The sequence below is a fragment of the Jiella sp. M17.18 genome (genome assembly GCF_041027365.1).
In the GTDB taxonomy this organism is placed as follows: domain Bacteria; phylum Pseudomonadota; class Alphaproteobacteria; order Rhizobiales; family Rhizobiaceae; genus VKMB-3413.
Window position 1 is genome coordinate 1 of the sequence record NZ_JBFTEH010000004.1, and the last position, 17,273, is coordinate 17,273.

At 67.7% G+C, this 17,273-nt stretch carries 13 protein-coding genes; 10 read left to right on the plus strand and 3 right to left on the minus strand.

What is annotated here, in order from left to right:
* A partial coding sequence (locus AB5S17_RS08880; protein WP_369238365.1) for an ArsB/NhaD family transporter occupies positions 1–194 on the plus strand: 194 nt, incomplete at its 5' end.
* Positions 195–639: 445 nt separating this feature from the next.
* Here the strand turns inward: AB5S17_RS08880 and AB5S17_RS08885 are convergent.
* A complete protein-coding gene (locus tag AB5S17_RS08885) occupies positions 640–1,701 on the minus strand; it encodes an MBL fold metallo-hydrolase (RefSeq protein ID WP_369238367.1) in 1,062 nt (353 codons plus the stop codon).
* 304 nt (positions 1,702–2,005) lie between these two features.
* On the opposite strand from AB5S17_RS08885, the gene AB5S17_RS08890 reads away from it, so the two are divergent.
* The 8 genes from AB5S17_RS08890 (at position 2,006) to gltX (ending at position 13,172) form a co-directional block, all read left to right on the plus strand.
* The gene (locus AB5S17_RS08890) at positions 2,006–3,826 is read left to right on the plus strand and encodes an SIR2 family protein (RefSeq protein ID WP_369238369.1); all 1,821 of its coding nucleotides are present in this window, start codon (positions 2,006–2,008) and stop codon (positions 3,824–3,826) included.
* Positions 3,826–5,274, plus strand: a complete 1,449-nt coding sequence (locus AB5S17_RS08895) for a nuclease PIN (protein WP_369238371.1) — start codon at positions 3,826–3,828, stop codon at positions 5,272–5,274. Before AB5S17_RS08890 ends, AB5S17_RS08895 begins: the two co-directional genes overlap by 1 nt.
* Positions 5,275–5,672: 398 nt before the next feature.
* Positions 5,673–7,241, plus strand: coding sequence for a signal recognition particle protein (ffh, locus tag AB5S17_RS08900; protein WP_369238373.1), 1,569 nt, complete (start codon positions 5,673–5,675; stop codon positions 7,239–7,241).
* Positions 7,242–7,337: 96 nt separating this feature from the next.
* A complete protein-coding gene (rpsP, locus tag AB5S17_RS08905; RefSeq protein WP_369238375.1) occupies positions 7,338–7,742 on the plus strand; it encodes a 30S ribosomal protein S16 in 405 nt (134 codons plus the stop codon).
* A 192-nt stretch (positions 7,743–7,934) separates the two neighbouring features.
* Positions 7,935–9,242, plus strand: a complete 1,308-nt coding sequence (locus tag AB5S17_RS08910) for an esterase-like activity of phytase family protein (RefSeq protein ID WP_369238377.1) — start codon at positions 7,935–7,937, stop codon at positions 9,240–9,242.
* Positions 9,243–9,475: 233 nt separating this feature from the next.
* Positions 9,476–10,993, plus strand: coding sequence for a diguanylate cyclase (locus AB5S17_RS08915; protein WP_369238379.1), 1,518 nt, complete (start codon positions 9,476–9,478; stop codon positions 10,991–10,993).
* 135 nt (positions 10,994–11,128) lie between these two features.
* A complete protein-coding gene (rimM, locus tag AB5S17_RS08920) occupies positions 11,129–11,713 on the plus strand; it encodes a ribosome maturation factor RimM (protein ID WP_369238381.1) in 585 nt (194 codons plus the stop codon).
* An 82-nt stretch (positions 11,714–11,795) separates the two neighbouring features.
* Positions 11,796–13,172 (plus strand): glutamate--tRNA ligase, encoded by a 1,377-nt coding sequence (gene gltX / locus AB5S17_RS08925; protein WP_369239072.1) that lies wholly within the window; start codon positions 11,796–11,798, stop codon positions 13,170–13,172.
* An 82-nt stretch (positions 13,173–13,254) separates the two neighbouring features.
* Here gltX and AB5S17_RS08930 read toward each other — a convergent pair whose 3' ends face one another.
* Positions 13,255–13,707 (minus strand): MarR family winged helix-turn-helix transcriptional regulator, encoded by a 453-nt coding sequence (locus tag AB5S17_RS08930; RefSeq protein ID WP_369238383.1) that lies wholly within the window; start codon positions 13,705–13,707, stop codon positions 13,255–13,257.
* Positions 13,708–13,924: 217 nt separating this feature from the next.
* Between AB5S17_RS08930 and AB5S17_RS08935 the strand changes: the two genes are divergently transcribed.
* Complete coding sequence (locus AB5S17_RS08935) at positions 13,925–15,889, plus strand: FAD-binding monooxygenase (RefSeq protein ID WP_369238385.1); 1,965 nt, start codon at positions 13,925–13,927, stop codon at positions 15,887–15,889.
* A 30-nt stretch (positions 15,890–15,919) separates the two neighbouring features.
* On the opposite strand, the gene AB5S17_RS08940 is transcribed toward AB5S17_RS08935, so the two are convergent.
* Positions 15,920–17,248, minus strand: a complete 1,329-nt coding sequence (locus AB5S17_RS08940; protein ID WP_369238387.1) for an APC family permease — start codon at positions 17,246–17,248, stop codon at positions 15,920–15,922.
* Positions 17,249–17,273: the final 25 nt, after the last annotated feature.

The window sequence follows — 17,273 nt, forward strand, 5'->3', positions numbered from 1 at the left end:
TCGACGCGGTGCTGGTCGCGATCGACCTCGGGCCCAACCTCTCCGTCACCGGCTCGCTCGCGACCATCCTCTGGCTGACCGCGCTGCGGCGGGAGGGAATCCAGTTCGGCGCGCTGCGCTTCCTGAAGCTCGGCGTTGTCGTCGCGGTGCCGGCGGTCGCGCTGACGCTGGCGGTCGTGATGCTGCAGAGATGAGGCGAACATCTTCCGCTTCAACCTGATTTGCGGATGGGCTGGCGCTTTCCCGCCGAAAGGTGCGTTCGTCGAAGCATTCTCCGCCATCGGGAGAATCAGAGGAAGAAGGCGAGAGTTCGGCTTTGCTCCTTCTCTCCGGCCCGCGAACCGCCGCGAGAATGGCCGCGAACCTCTCCACGTCGTCGGTCTCGGGCCCCGTCCCGAGAGGCCGGGGCCACGATCGCGGCGCTGGTGGCGGCGACTTTCTGTGGTGGAAGCGGAGAGTGCCCGACGATCCCTGGATGCTCGGGACGGGGCCCGAGAGTGACGAAGCGGAGGTGGCAAGCGCGCGTGATGGCAAGGCCGCTGCAGGCGTCGATGGCCCCTGTCGGAAGCCGAAAGCCGAAAGCCGAAAGCCGAAGGCCGAAAGCTGTAAGCCGCAGCCGGCCAGCATGACGGCTCTGCGTCACCCCGCCGCCTGTGCGTCCTCCCGCACCAGCCGCACCGTCGCCGCCGCATCGATCGCCGCCGGCAGTTCCACCACCATGCCCGGCCGCGCCGCCACGAACCGCTCCGGCGGATGCGACCAGCGCGACAGCGCCGCCTCCAGCCGCCGCAGCGGATCGTCGATCGCCTCGTCGGTCAGCTGCCAGTAGCCCCAGTGGACGCCGACGGCGAGCGCCGCCTCCAGGAGCCGCGCTGCGCGCACCGCCTCGTCCGGCTCCTGGTGCTGCGGCTTCATGATCGCGCGCGGCTCGTAGGCGCCGATCGGCAGGACGGCGAGCGCCGCCGGGCCAAACGCCTCGCGCGCCGCCGCAAAGTCCCGGCCGGCGTTGAAGCCGGTGTCGCCGGCATGGAAGACGAAGCCGGCCGGCGTCTGAAGCGCAAAGGACGCCCAGAGCGTCTTGCGCCGATCGAACACGCCGCGCGCGCTCCAGTGATGCGCCGGCCAGAGCGTCACCGACAGCTTCTCGCCGAGCTCTGCCCGCTCGTGCCAGTCATAGGCCTCGATGCGGGCCTTGCGCCGCCAGCCCCGCACGATCCGGTCGACGCCCAGCGGCACGACGAAGCGCGGCCGGTGGTCGTCGTGGAGCCGCGTCAGCGTCGCCCGGTCCATGTGGTCGTAATGCGAATGGCTGACGAGCACGACGTCGATCGGCGGCAGCGCCGCGAAGGCGATCCCGGGCTCGGCATGCCGCATCGGCCCGAACCGCTGCGACGGGCTGCAGCGCGCGGAGAAGTGCGGGTCGACGAGGACGTTCACCCCCGCCGTCTGCAGGAGATTGCCGGAATGCCCGATATGGCTGAGCCGCAACCGCTCGCCCGTCACGCGCTCCGGCGGCGCGTCCGGCGGGAAGGGGCTCTCGAACCGCTCCGGCCAGGCCGCGGGATCGGCACTCCGCCGCCAGTCCCAGATCGCCTTGAGGCCGGCGGGCGGCAGGCCGGCCGGGTTGAAGAAGCGCCGGCCGTCGCAGTGGTCGGAGACGGGGTGGCGGGAGGAGGTGAGGTTGGGGAGGGGCAAGGGCAAGGGGGCTAATGGGAAAGTATGCGGGTGAGCGGAAGCTAGGGGGGATTGGAGATAATTGCAGTTAGTGCACGGGGTCTACCCGCTCGGCGGCAGTCTGCTTCCGCTCGGTTGCGGATCGTTCGCGAACGGGCTTAGGTCATCGTTAGTCGCTCAACATCGCGGCCTGAGCGCGACGGCGGCTGCCAAACTGCAATCTGATGGAGTATCCATAGTTCGAATACCATCCAGGGAGTGGCAAATCAGTTCGGTCCCAACCTTGTCCGCAGCTCAATTTGCGACGGCCTTTGCCCTACGACCAAATCTGGTGGCATGGTTTCTCGGCGCCGGCGCGTCGGCGGCATCCGGCATTCCGACCGGTTATGCGATGATCCGCGATTTCAAGGCCCAAATCTTTTGCCGCGAGACAAATCTTTCTAAGCGGGAAATCGATACCGCTGATTCGATCTGGGTCGAGCGGATCGATGATTTCTTTCGTCGAACATCGCTGCTGCCACCGGATGGAGATCCCACGGAATATGCAGCCGCCTTCGAAGCAGTCTATCCTCAACCTCGCCACCGTCGACAATATATTGCGGATGCGATCGCCAAGGGTACGCCATGCTTCGGGCATAAGGTGCTCGCCAGCCTGATGGCAGCGGGCAAGGTCGACTGCATCTTCACGACCAATTTCGACCCGCTTGCGGAAGATGCGGCAATTACCGCGAACGCAATCCTGCCGACCGCCGACCAGAGACGGCCCACCGTGGCGGCGATCGACTCCGCCGACCGCGCCATGCGTTGCCTCGATGAATCCGACTGGCCCCTAATTGCGAAACTCCATGGAGATTATCAGTCGATCGCAATCAAGAATACCGGATCGGAGTTGGAGCAGCAGGACGCCCGCATGCGGCACGTGCTGGTCGAGGCCGGCAAGAGATTTGGCATGCTGTTCGTCGGCTACAGCGGACGCGATACTTCGATTTTGGAAGCCTTGAACGACGTCCTGGCTTCACCCTCCCCGTTCCCCAACGGGCTCTATTGGGTCGCCTCATCAGCGGGCCGTCTGCTCCCAGCGGTCACAGAATTCCTGGATCGCGCGCAGGCGGCCGGGGTCGACGTTTCGGTTGTCGAATGCACGACGTTCGACGAGCTGGTCGCCGAAATCATCAAGACAACCGATCTGCCGCAGGCGCTCTACGATCGCGTGATGGAAGGGCGACCTACGCCGCGCCTCGTACCTGTTCAAATTCCAAATGCCAAAGCCCGCGCATTCCCGGTGCTGCGCTATTCGGCAATTCTGCTTCAATCGATGCCGACCGCGACCAGGCGCATCAGGCTGAGCCAATCGACGACGTCGGCAGAGGTGCGCGAGATCTTCAAGGCGAAGGGATGTCGAGCGACAGCGGCCGCGTTGGGGCGGGAGCTGGCGGTGTTCGGGCGGGACCAGGAGATCCTGGACGCCTTGGCTCCGCTCGGCCCATCGCTCGCTGGAACGATCGACCTAGATCCGGTCGCCGATAGCTGGGCCATGGGCTTGCTCTACGACACGCTCGTGCGATCTCTCGCCCGACAGCGCCCGCTCATCCCGCGCTACAGGCGTTCGGGCCATTCGCTCGTCGTCGCCACACCGCGTGACGGCGATGATCCTGAGCGAACGCGGCGCCAGCAACAAACCCTATCCCGGCTGCGCGACGCGTACGGCACTAGTCTCTTTGGCGCAGTGCCCAGGCTTGGCTTCCCGTTTCAGGAGGGTGTCCACCTCAAGCTGGAACAGGTCGATGGCAAGTGGTGGTGCGGCTTCGAGCCCTACACGTTCGTCCAGCTGCCCCGACAAGACACTCGCCAAAGGGAGGGTGCGGAGGATCTGGTCGCCGAAGAAGCTCCGGCTGAAATGGGTATGCAAGCCGAGCGCCGAGGTGATCCCGCCGCTGACTGGCGCCGCGAACGCTGGGCTCGCCGCTATAATAGGAATTGGGCCAGCATTATTGGCGCGTGGGCCCAGCTTCTGACCGAAACGGGAGGCACGACTCGAAACGCCTTCGGGCTCGAAGAGGGCACTGGCATCGATGCCGTGTTCAAGGTGTCACCTGTCACAGGGTATTCCCGCCCGTCGCATCACCATGCCTACTTCGACAGGAGCAAATGATGGCGAACCCAGCCCTCACCGAGCTGCCGCCATTCACGCTCTTGGATGAGCCGGACCTGTCGTTTTCGCCATCCGACGCCAACCAGGTTGATGTCCATCCACTGCGCGGCCTCCTGAATTTCGGGCCGTATTCGAGGGGATCGTTTAGCGGATACACTTCCCGCGTGCGCATCGCCACGGTTGGCCCGGAGAGCGCTTTCCATCGTCGCGGCGACCTGATGAAGCTGTTGCGGAGCGTGCATCGGCCTTCCGACCGATCAGAATATGTGCCGGAATATCCCGGTTTCGAACGCCTGTTCCGCGTGCCGCTCGAGGCCGCGCCTGCGAGCGCGCACATCAAGTGGCCTGAACACCTCGACCAGCTGCCGGGAGATGGCAACGCGCAGCATCGCCTCTACCTTGCCATGGATGCAGCGCTCCGCCGACTTGACGCCGTTCGCAACGAATTCGACGTTGTGCTGGTCCACTTTCCCGACAACTGGGACACGGCGACACGCGGCAAATTCTTTGACGCACACGACGTGCTTAAGGCTCTAGGTGCCACGTATAATATTCCGACCCAAGTCCTGAACGATCGCGTCTTCACTTTCAGCTACAAGGCCTCGCTCGCGTGGCGTCTTTCGACCGCACTGTATGTGAAGGCTGCGGGCACGCCGTGGAAGCTCGCGCCGCTGAAGGGCGTGCCGGCGGATACCGCCTACATCGGGCTGGCTTATGCCCTGCGCGGTGACCAGCAAGACGCGCATTATGTGACGTGCTGCTCGCAGGTCTTCGACATGGACGGCGGCGGCATGCAGTTCGTTGCGTTCGAGGCACGAGACCCGGTGGCCGACGTGGCCGAAGCCCGCAGGAACCCCTTTCTCAGCCGCGACGACATGCGCGCGGTCCTCGCCCGTAGCCTGGAACTCTATCAGGGGCGCAATGGCGGCAACCTACCAAAGCGCATGGTCATTCACAAAACGACCGCCTTCAAGGAGGCTGAAATCGAGGGCGCGTTCGACGCGCTTGCCGGCGTAGCGGAAATAGAGTGCGTGGAGGTGAGTTCGGCTTCGTGCTGGCGCGGCGTCTGGCTCATCAAGTCGGGAGTAGAGAAGCCGCCGTCAAAGCCGTCGGGGTTTCCCGTGCCCCGCGGCACGATGGTGGTCCGCACGGGCAGTTCCGCCTTGGTATGGGTGGCGGGCAATGCTCCCGAGGTCTCGACCAAGGGCGATTACTATCAGGGCAAGAAGAGCATCCCCCGGCCGCTCCAACTGATCCGTCATGCTGGCAGCGGGCCGCTTGAACTCACAGCCCACGAGGCGTTGGCACTCACGAAAATGGATTGGAACAACGACGCGCTCTACGACCCTGTGCCGGTCAGCATTTGCTATTCGCAAAAACTGGCCCGCACGATAGCGAACGTCCCAGAGTTGCCGCGAAACGTCTATCCTTATCGCCTGTTCATGTGATCCCGTCGCGTCCCGCGCTTCTCCCAATGACCGGGATCGATAACCGTCGAGCCCCTAGCTAGACATCCAATCCACTTTCCCGCGCTGGGCCTTGACATCCGCCCCCCATCCTGTTTCAACCCACCGCAAATCCGCGACATGTCGTCCGCGAGCCGCCGACCTGGCCCCTTGACCGTCTTCTGACGGGAGCCGCCCGGAGGTCCACATCCCCCAGCGAGTGTTCGCCCGGGGATGCGATGATGCTTTGTGCCGTTGGTTTGACGCGCATCGGGGTTTGCGGGACGGGCGTGTTCGCCCCACCTTGCGGGTGACGCCGGGAGGGCGGCTGTTTCTCCGGTTCGACCGGACGGACGGCCACAGCCTTTCCGGGTCTTCCCGGAAGGACGGAAGGAAATGTGATGTTCGATTCGCTCCAGGACCGGCTCGGGTCCATCCTGAACGGCCTCACCGGCCGCGGCGCGCTCTCCGAGAAGGATGTCTCGGCGGCGCTGCGCGAGGTGCGCCGCGCGCTCCTGGAAGCCGACGTCTCGCTCGAAGTCGTGCGCGGCTTCACCGACCGGGTGCGCGAGAAGGCGGTCGGCGCCGAGATCCTGAAGTCGATCAAGCCCGGCCAGATGGTCGTCAAGATCGTCCATGACGAGCTGGTCGCGACGCTCGGCGAGACGCAGGTCCCGATCGACCTCAACGCGCCGGCTCCGGTCGTCGTGATGATGGTGGGTCTGCAAGGGTCGGGCAAGACCACCACGACGGGCAAGATCGCCAAGCGGCTGACCGAGAAGCAGCGCAAGAAGGTGCTGATGGCCTCGCTCGACACGCGGCGCCCGGCCGCGCAGGAGCAGCTGAAGGTCCTCGGCGAGCAGACCGGGGTCGCGACGCTCCCGATCATTCCGGGGCAGGGGCCGGTCGACATCGCGTCGCGCGCCAGCCAGGCCGGCAAGCTCGGCGGCTACGACGTCGTCATCCTCGACACCGCCGGCCGCACCCATATCGACGAGCCGCTGATGGTCGAGATGGCGGAGATCAAGGCGCGCGCCAAGCCGCACGAGATCCTGCTCGTCGCCGACTCCCTGACCGGCCAGGACGCGGTGAACCTCGCGCGCTCCTTCGACGAGCGAGTCGGCATCACCGGCATCGTGCTGACGCGCGTCGATGGCGACGGGCGCGGCGGCGCGGCGCTGTCGATGCGCGCGGTCACCGGCAAGCCGATCAAGCTGATCGGCGTCGGCGAGAAGATGGATGCGCTGGAGGACTTCCACCCCGCGCGCATCGCCGACCGCATCCTCGGCATGGGCGACATCGTCTCGCTGGTGGAGCGGGCGGCCGAGAACATCGACGCGGAAAAGGCCGCGGCGATGGCGAAGAAGATGCAGTCGGGGAAGTTCGACCTGAACGACCTCGCCGACCAGATCCGCCAGATGCAGAAGATGGGCGGCATGGGCGGCCTGATGGGCATGATGCCCGGCATGGGCAAGATGAAGGACCAGATGTCCGCCGCCGGCCTCGACGATAGGATGCTGAAGCGGCAGCTCGCGATCATCTCCTCGATGACGGCGCAGGAGCGCGCCAATCCGGACCTTCTGAAGCATTCCCGCAAGAAGCGCATCGCCGCCGGCTCCGGCACCAGCGCCGCCGACATCAACAAGCTTTTGAAGATGCACCGCCAGATGGCCGACATGATGAAGGCCATGGGCAAGGGCGGCAAGGGCGGCATGATGCAGAAGATGATGGGCGGCCTCGCCGGCAAGATGGGCCTCGGGGGTCTCGCGGGCGGCATGCCCGACCTCTCCAAGATGGACCCCAAGGAGCTGGAGCAGCTCGCCAAGGCCGCGCAGGCCGGCGGCATGCCCGGCATGCCGAAGGGCCTGCCCCCGGGCCTTGGCGGTCCGGGCGGCCTGCCGGGCCTGCCGGGCCTGCCCGGCTCCGGCGGCATTCCCGGATTTCCCGGCATGCCGGGGAAGAAGAAATAGCGGGGCCGCAAGGCGCCGTCCGAACGACCAAACATCCAGCGACAGGGATGCCGGCGACAGAAGGCCGGCACCGACAAGCCAAGAAGGAAGAGAACCATGCCCCTGAAGATGCGCCTGGCCCGTGCCGGCTCGAAGAAGCGCCCCTACTACCATATCGTCGTCGCCGACGCCCGTTCGCCCCGCGACGGCCGCTTCATCGAGCAGCTTGGCTCGTGGAACCCGATGCTGCCGAAGGACGCCGAGCGCGTCACGCTGAAGGAAGACCGCATCAAGCACTGGCTCGGCGAGGGCGCCCAGCCGACCGATCGCGTGCTGCGCTTCCTCGACAAGGCCGGCATCGCCAACCGTCCCGAGCGCAAGAACCCGACCAAGGGCCAGCCGGGCAAGAAGGCGCAGGAGCGCGAGGCCGAGCGCAAGCAGCGCGAGGAGGACGCCGCGGCGGCCGCCGCCGAGGCTGCTGCCAGCGCGTCGGAGGCTCCGGCCGAGGAAGCCGGCGCGTAAGGCGCGGCTGTCCCACATGTTTCGCATCGGCGGCGCCCTTCGGGGCGCCGTTTGCGTTTCAACGGGTTGCACCCGTTTCCTCGGTCCGACGGCGCGCCGCGGGCGCAAGCTGTCGAAGTCCTGTCGTCGAACTGTCATCGGAGACCGGTAGCGGAGCCTCGTTTCCAGTTTCCAACGGGAGAGTACGACGCGATGCGCAAGACCGCCCTTCTGACCGCCGCCAGCCTGGCCGCGATGACCGCCACGGCCTCGGCCGCCGAAGTCACGACGCTCAAGGCGCCGGACATGCCGATGACGGCCGTGACCTATCCGAACGGCAAGACGATGGACCTCACCGTCGGCTTCGGCTCGGGCGCGACGCATGGGGCCGAGGACCCGGCCGACGTCTTCTACACGATCACCGACCGCGGCCCGAACATCGACTGCGGCGGGGACGCCGAAGAGCTGATCGGCCTCGGCAAGGACAAGCTCTGCGGCGGCAATGGCGACGCCAAGATCTTTCCGGCGCCGGATTTCGACCCGACGATCTTCGAGATGAAGATCGGGGACGGCAACAAGCTCACCGTCGTCTCGCAGATCCCGCTGAAGGGCACCGACGGCCACAAGCTGAACGGCCTGTCGAACCCGCTCACGGCCACCAACACCGAAGGCGCCTATTCGCCGGACGGCAAGGAAATACAGCAGTCGCCGGACGGCTTCGACGCCGAGGGCCTCGCCCACATGGCCGACGGCACCTTCTGGATCGGCGAGGAATACGGCGCCTCGATCGCCCATATCGCGGCCGACGGCAGGGTGCTGGAGCGCCTGGTGCCGAAGGGCCTCGAAGGCGACTACAAGGGCGCCTCCTATCCGGTGAAGGGCGTGCTGCCGGCGCTGATCATGAAGCGGCACCTCAACCGCGGCATCGAATCGATGACCGCGGCTCCGGACGGCTCGGCGCTCTACTTCGCCATGCAGAGCCCGCTCGATAACCCGGACTCCAAGGCCTACAAGTCGTCGCGCTTCATCCGCATCTTCAAGTTCGACCCGAAGAGCGAGACGGTCGTCGGCGAATACGCCTATCGCCTCGACGACGCCGACACCTTCAAGGCCGACAACGCCAAGAAGAAGGCCAAGCCCACCGATGTGAAGGTCTCGGAGATGGCCGCCTTCGGCAAGGACAAGCTGATCGTCCTCGAGCGCGTCTCCAAGACCACCAAGCTCTACGCCGTCGACCTGGCGAACGCCGCGACCGTGCCGGCAAAGTTCGACGAAGCGGCGACCAAGCCGAGCCTGGAGCAGATGTCGGCGGACGAGCTGGAACAGGCCGGCGTCAAGCCGCTGCAGAAGACGCTCATCCTCGACAGCGACGACCTCAAGAACATGCCGGAGAAGATCGAGGGCGTGGCGGTCATGGGGCCGAAGACCATCGTCCTGACCACGGACAACGACTTCGGCATCGCCGGCGACGACACGGCGGTCGTGAAGGTGTCGCTCGACAAGGCGCTCGCCGCGGACTGATCCCCCGGCGCCTTCCGCAGTGTTCCATGAGGCCGGTCCGCAAGGGCCGGCCTCATGCGTTTCAGGCGTTCGCGCACATCACCCTTGGCAATCGGTCGAATTCGACCGGGATAGGAAAGCCCAAGGTAAGCTTAACTTTCGGACACTAAATCTGTATGCCGACGTCGTGGGCGCCGACAGGCCGAGCGCATCGGTGGTGCCTGGAAATCCGCATGTCCGGGGGGATGACATCCATGCCGAATTCCAAGGCCGCGCCGTCGGTCCCGCCGCGCGCAGACGCCAGCGAAGCACTTGCCGCCGACAGCTTCGCTCTCGCGCCGGTGCCGCTCTGGCTGGAAGATTTCAGCGGCGTGAAGCGGCTCATGGAGAGCTGGCGTGCCGCGGGCGTCACCGAAATCCGCGAACACCTGGCCGAGGACCCGGACCTGGTCGAGGCGGCCGCGCGTCAGATCCGCGTCCTCGACGTCAACCAGCGCACGCTCGACCTGTTCGAGGCGGCGAGCCTGGACGAGCTGAGGGCCAACATCGCCACGGTATTCTCCGGCGACATGCTGGAGACGCATGTCGACGAGCTGAGCCAGCTCTGGGAGGGCCGGACCGCCTTCACCAGCCTCGCCGTCAACTACACGCTCGGCGGCAAGCGGCTCGACGTGCAGCTGAAGGCGCGCATCCTGCCCGGCCACGAGGGCGACTGGAGCCGGGTCCTCGTCTGCACCGAGGACGTCACCGAGCGCGAGGAGAGCCGGCGGCTGCTCGCCGCCAGCGAGGCCTTCGCCAAGGGCCTGTTCCAGCACTCGCCGATCTCGCTCTGGGTCGAGGACTTCTCGGTCGTGAAGGAACTGATGGACGAGGTCCGCGAGCGCGGCGTCGTCGACTTCCGCACCTTCCTCGACGTGCATCCGGAATTCGTCGCGCGCTGCATGAGCGAGATCCGGGTGATCGACGTGAACCAGCACACGCTGGACCTGTTCAAGGCCGGCGACCGGGCGGCGCTGCTCAACCGCCTCGGCGAGGTATTCCGCGACGACATGGAGCCGCATTTCCGCGAGCAGCTGATCGACCTGTGGCACGGCAAGCTGTTCCAGCAGCGCGAGGTGGTGAACTACTCGCTCGACGGCGAACTGCTGCACGTCCATCTGCAGTTCTCGGTGTTCCCCGGGCGCGAAGGCGACTGGTCGCTGGTGCAGGTGGCGCTGACCGACATCACCGCGCGCAAGAAGGCCGAGGCCTATCTGGAATTCCTCGGCAAGCACGACATCCTCACCAAGCTCTACAACCGCTCCTTCTTCGTCGACGAGCTGAACCGGCTGGAGCGCAAGGGGCCGCTGCCGGTGACGGCGATCGTCGCCGACCTCAACGGGCTGAAGGCGGTCAACGACACGCTCGGCCATGCGGCCGGCGACGCGCTGCTGCGCCGGGCCGGAGAGGTCCTGCGCGAGGGCGTGCAGAAGCCGCACTGCGCCGCGCGCATCGGCGGCGACGAGTTCGTCATCCTGATGCCGGCGACGAACGAGGCGGAGGGCAAGCACATGGTCGCCGAACTGGAAGAACTGATCGAGGTCAACAACCAGTTCTATGCCGGGCCGACCCTGTCATTCTCGCTAGGGCTCGCGACGTCGCTGGAGACGGAACGGCTCGAGGACACGGTGAAGCGGGCCGACCGGCGCATGTACGAGGCCAAGCGCGACTTCTACGTCGAGGCCGACGAGGCGCGCCGCGCGGCGATCGTCGCGAAGGGTAGCGAGGGGTAGGGAACCGTGACGGCCGCTTGAGACATCGTCCGTTTCGGGAATCTTCGGCGTCTGCTAGTGCCTTGCGGCCGGGGACCCGGCGATACGGTCGCCGATCCGGCCGCCGGCCGAACTCGTTCCACTCTCTGCGAAGCCATGTCGTCACCACCGTTCAAGCCCGACCATCCCGTCCTCCTCGCCGTGATCGGCGGCGCCCACGGTATTCGCGGGGAATGCCGCGTGCGGTCCTTCACCGAGGATCCGCTGGCGATCGGCGCCTACGGCCCGCTCTTCGACGAAGGGGGCAACCGCTACACCGTCAAGGCCGTCCGGCCGCAGAAGGCGATGCTGCTCGTGCGCTTCGCCGAGGTCGCCGACCGGAACCATGCCGAACGGCTGAACGGCACCGAACTCTTCGTCGAGCGGGCGGCTCTGCCGGAGCCGGAGGAGGACGACGAATTCTACCTCGACGACCTGATCGGCCTCGCCGTCGAGACGGTCGCCGGTGAGACTGTCGGGACGGTCGTCGGCGTCCACAATTTCGGCGCCGGCGACATCCTGGAGGTCGGGCCGGAGGGCGGCCGCACCGTAATGATCCCGTTCTCGGAAGCCGCGGTGCCGACGATCGACGCCGAGCGCGGCGTGCTGGTCGTCGAGCCCGGCGCGGCAGGGCTCTCCGATGCGGAGCCGGAGGAGGGCGAGGACGAGGCGGAGGAGGCGACGGGCGGCGGCGACGCCTGATCGGGCGCGGCAGTCTCCGCCGAGGCCCCACGCGTCCCAACGGGCGATTGCCTTGCGGCGCCGCCTTGTCTACGTCGACCCCATGACCGTCACCGTCCGCTTCGCCCCGTCGCCCACCGGCCGGATCCATATCGGCAACCTGCGCACGGCGCTGCTCAACTGGCTCTTCGCCAAAAGACATCCGGGCGGGCGCTTCGTGCTGCGCTTCGACGACACGGACGCCGAGCGCTCCCGCCGGGAATATGCGGACGGCATCGAGACCGATCTCGCCTGGATCGGCCTCCGGCCGGACACCGTCGTGCGTCAGTCCGAGCGCATCGGGCTCTACGATGCGGCGGCGGAACGCCTGAGATCCGCCGGCCTGCTCTATCCCTGCTACGAGACGCCGGACGAACTCGACCGCCGGCGCAAGCGGCTCGCCGCGCGCGGGCGCCCGCCGGTCTATGGCCGCGAGGCGCTGAAGCTGACGGAGGAGGACAAGGCGCAGTTCGCCGCCGAGGGCCGCAAACCGCACTGGCGCTTCCTGCTGCCGAATTTTTCCACCGATCCCTTCGCGCCGGAGCGCACGGAGGTCACCTGGGACGACCTGATGCGTGGGGCCCAGACCGTCGACCTCGCCTCCTTGTCCGATCCCGTGCTGATCCGCGCGGACGGCAGCTATCTCTACACGCTGCCCTCGATCGTCGACGACGGCGACCTCGGCATCACCCACGTCATCCGCGGCGACGACCACGTCACCAATACTGGAGTCCAGATCGCGATCTTCCGGGCGCTGGGCCTCCCGGTTCCGGCTTTCGGCCACCACAACCTCCTGACGACCGTCTCGGGCGAGGGGCTGTCGAAGCGGTCGGGCGCGCTCTCGCTCGCGACGCTGCGCGAGGACGGCTACGAGCCGATGGCGCTCGCCTCGCTCGCCGTCCTCGTCGGCATGCCGGGCGCGATCGAGGCGATGCCCGACCTCGACGCGCTCGGCGCGCGGCTGTCCTTCGGAGAGGCGTCCGCCGGCGCGTCGAAGTTCGACCCTGCTGAGCTCGACCGGCTGAACGCCGACCTCGTCCACGCCATGCCGGCAGAGGCTGGGCGCGACCGGATTCTGGCGATGGACGTACCCGACGACGCCGCAGACGCGTTCTGGCTGGCGGTGCGCGGCAACTGCGCCAAGGTGGCGGAGGCGGCCGCGTGGGCGCGCATCGTCTTCGCGGACGATTTCGAGCGGCCGGATCTGCCGGAGGAGGACCGCGCCTTCCTCGCGGCTGCCCGCGCGCATCTGCCGGACGGGCCGATCGGCGAGAGCAGCTGGCGCGATTGGACGGGCGCGCTGAAGAGCGCGACGGGGCGCAAGGGCAAGGCGCTGTTCATGCCGCTGCGCCTGGCGCTGACCGGCCGCGACCACGGCCCGGAACTCGCCGCGCTGCTCCCACTGATCGGGCGGGAGCGCGTGCTGGCGCGGCTGGCCTAGCCGAGACGAGCGGTTCTTCCCGCCGGTCGCAGGACCGGCTGCGCCGAAGCGGCGACCGCGCGAGCGGCCGGCCGTGCCGCTCCTACCGTAGCGGCGCCCGGCTGAGGTCGTTCGCGCCGTCGACGGCCTTGCGGAGCAGGCGCATGAAGTCCGCCGACTCCTCCGGCGTCAGCCCCCGCAGCATGATCTCCTGCGCGGCTGCCACCGACGGCTCGATCCGGGCGAGCAATTCTTCTCCTGCAGGCGTGACCGCCAGAAGCTTGGCGCGGCGATCCCTGGCGCTGGTCTCGCGGGTGACGAGGCCGCGGTTCACCAGCCGGTCCACGACGCCGGTGATCGTCGCGCGATCATAGGCGATCAGGCCGGCGAGCGTCGCCTGGTCGAGGCCTGGCTGTGCGGCGACCGTCTCCAGCGCCGCGAACTGCACCGGCGTCAGGTCCGAGCCGGCGGCTGCGACCTCGCGGTGGAAGATCGCTACGGCGATCTGCTGGAAGCGCCGCGCCAGATGACCGGGCCGCGCGCTCATCTCGGTCATGGCGTCCTCCTGATTCCGCACCGTTGACATGTATACTAACGATATGCACACTAATCAAATCCCGTCGTGGCCGGCGTTCGGGAACGCGCGGTCTGCCGGCTTGGAGCTGCCGGTCACCCGGCGCTGCCGCCGCAGGAGCCAGACAGGCCCGATGACCCGACGGTGCTGCGATCGTGGAGACGGCCGCCGCGCCGGGGCGAGATTTGTGGAGGAATCGATGCAGTTTCATCTCAACGGCTATCGCCCGGGCGACCCTCACATTGCCGAACCGGCCGCCGCGCAGGGCGGCTCGGGGGTCGGTGCGCTGCCCGAAACGGTGGACGTGCTCGTCGTCGGCTGCGGACCGGCCGGACTGGCGCTCGCCGCCCAGCTCTCGGCCTTCCCCGAGATCCGCACGGCGATCGTCGAGCAGAAGTCCGGCCCGCTCCTGCGCGGCCAGGCCGACGGCATCGCCTGCCGGACGATGGAGATGTTCCAGGCCTATGGCTTTGCCGAAAAGGTGCTGAAGGAGGCCTGCTGGGTCAACGAGACGAGCTTTTGGAAGCCGGACGAGACGCGGCCCGGCGCGATTATCCGCAGCGGCCGGATCAAGGACACCGAGGACGGGCTTTCCGAGTTCCCGCATGTGATCCTCAACCAGGCTCGGGTCCACGACTTCTTCCTCGACGTGATGAAGTCCTCGCCCTCGCGCCTTGCGCCGCATTACGACCGGCGCCTCGTGGATCTGGCCGTCGACCTCGATGCCAGTCCCGACGCCCCCGGCGTCACCGTCCGGCTGGAGCGCCAGGATGCCGGGCACCAGGGCGAGATCGAGACGATCCGGGCGCGCTACGTCGTCGGCTGCGACGGCGCGCGCAGCGCGGTGCGACAGTCGCTCGGCCGCGAGCTGCGCGGCGATTCGGCCAACGCCGCCTGGGGCGTCATGGACGTCCTCGCCGTCACCGATTTTCCGGACATCCGGATGAAGGCGCTGATCCAGTCCGAGGAGGAGGGCAGCATCGTCCTCATCCCGCGGGAGGGCGGCTATCTCGTCCGCCTCTATGTCGAGCTCGACAAGCTGAAGGCGGGCGAGCGCGTGCGCAATCGCAACATCACCGAGCGCGATCTCGTCGCGGCGGCGCAGCGGATCTTCTCGCCCTACGCCTTCGACGTGAGGGAGGTCGCCTGGTGGTCGGTCTACGAGATCGGCCAGCGCCTCACCGACAAGTTCGACGATGTGCCGCAGGACCAGGTCCAGTCCCGCCTGCCGCGGGTCTTCATCGCCGGCGACGCCTGCCACACTCACAGCCCCAAGGCCGGCCAGGGCATGAACGTCTCGATGCAGGACGCCTTCAATCTCAGCTGGAAGCTCGCCGCGGTGCTGCGCGGTCTCGCGGGCCCGGCGCTGCTCCACACCTATTCGGCGGAGCGGCAGGCGATCGCCCGGGAGCTGATCGATTTCGACCGCGAATGGGCGGCGATCCTCAGCGGCACCGGCAAGGACGGCGTGACGCGCAAGCCGGATCCGAAGGTGACGCAGGACTATTTCGTCCGGCACGGGCGCTACACGGCCGGCACCGCGACCGGCTACACGCCGTCGCTGCTGACCGCGTCCGGCGAGCACCAGCATCTCGCGAGCGGCCTTCCGATCGGCATGCGGTTCCACTCCGCGCCGGTGATCCGGCTCGCCGACGCCAAGCCGATGCAGCTCGGTCATGTCGCCGAGGCCGACGGGCGCTGGCGGCTCTACGCCTTCGCCGGCCGGGACGGCGCGGCGCCCGGCTCCGCCCTCGCGGCGCTCTGCCGGTTCCTCGCGGAGGATCCGGCATCGCCGGTCCGGCGTTACACGCCGTCGAACGCCGACGTCGACTCCGTCATCGATGTCCGCGCGGTCTTTCAGCAGGCGCACCGCGATGTCGACGTCGAGGCGATGCCGGCCTTCCTGAAGCCGGCGAAGGGCCGCTACGGTCTGATCGACTACGAGAAGATGTTCACCGTCGACCACACGCCAGGTGCGGACATCTTCGACCTGCGCGGCATCGACCGGGACGGCTGCCTCGTCCTCGTGCGGCCGGACCAGTACATCGCCGCCGTCCTGCCGCTCGACGCGCATGCCGACCTCGCGGCGTTCTTCGAGCGGTTCATGCTGGCGCCGGGCGAGGCGTCGGCGAAGGAGCCGGATCGGGTCCATCCGGGCCGGTGAGGCGGAGGCGACGCGCGGAGCGGCGCCGGTTCAGGATCGGTCACGTTCCGCTGGAGCCTTTTCGGACCACGCGACGCGCCTGCCGTGGCGCCAGGTGAGGCCGATCTCGATGGCGGCCGCGACGGCGTAGACGCCGAGGATGGTGGCAGCGCTCATCGGGTCGGTCGCGCCCGTGTGCCAGAGCAGCATCAGAAAGCTGGCGGCGGCAAGGACGCCTCCTGCGAGCGGCACCAGCCTGTTGATGCCGATCCGGCCCGCGAGACGCAGCGCGGCAAAATTCACGGCGGCGAAGATCAGCAGGAAGGTCGCGCTAGCGAAGGCGGAGATCACCGACAGCGGCGCCGCGAGCGAAAAGGCGAGGGCGAGGCCGGTCAAGACGAGGAGCGCGACGTAAGGCACGGGCCGGCTGCGCTCGCGAAGGGAGAAGACACGCGGCAGCGCGCGCTCGCGCGCCATGACCATTGCCAGGCGCGCCGCGCCGAACAGGGTGGCGTTGATCGCCGATGCGGTCGACAGGAGCGCCGCGATGCCGATCAGCACGAAGCCGGCCTGGCCGAGCATCGGCCGCGCCGCGACGGCCAGAACATATTCCTGGTCGTTCCGGATCTCCGCCGGCGTCAGGTTGCCGAGGGCGGCGAGCGCCACCACCACGTAGATCGCGGTGGTGACGAGGATGGCGATGACGATGGCCCGCCGCAGGTTCCGCTGCGGATCCGCCATTTCGTCGACCGCGTTCGGGATCAATTCGAAGCCTTCATAGGCGACGAAGATCAGGGCGACGGCCGCCAGAGGCGAGGCGGCCCCCTTGTCGAACAGGGGCACGAAATGGGAAGCGTGGATGCCGAGGAAGCCGACGCCGGCGAACAGCGCCAGGATCGCGAGCTTGACCGCGACGACACCCAGCTCGACGCTGCCGGAGAGCTTGGCGCCGAAGAGGTTGATCACGAGAAACCCCGCGAGGACGGCTGCGACGAGCAGACCCGTGGCGAGCGGCGCGCCGCCGGCGCCGACGACGAGCGTCGCGCCGTAGTCGCCGAAGGCGCTGGCGTAGAGCGCCAGCGTGCCGACATAGCCCCCGACGAGAAGCCAGCCGGCGAAGCCGGCGATGGCGGGTGTCGCGAACGCCTTCTCGATATAGGTGAAGCTGCCGCCGTCGTCGCGGAAGGCGAGGCCGAGCTGGGCGTAGGAGACACCCGTCAGCAGCGCGATCACGCCGCCCCCGGCGAGCGTCAGAGCCACCGCGTGGCCGGCAATGGCGATCGCGAGACCGAGGACGGCGAAGATGCCGCCGCCGATCATTCCGCCGATGCCGATGGCCGTCACCTCGGCAAGGCTGAGCTTACGCGCCTGGGCAGGCATCGAACGGGCGGCCTGCGGCCGGTGG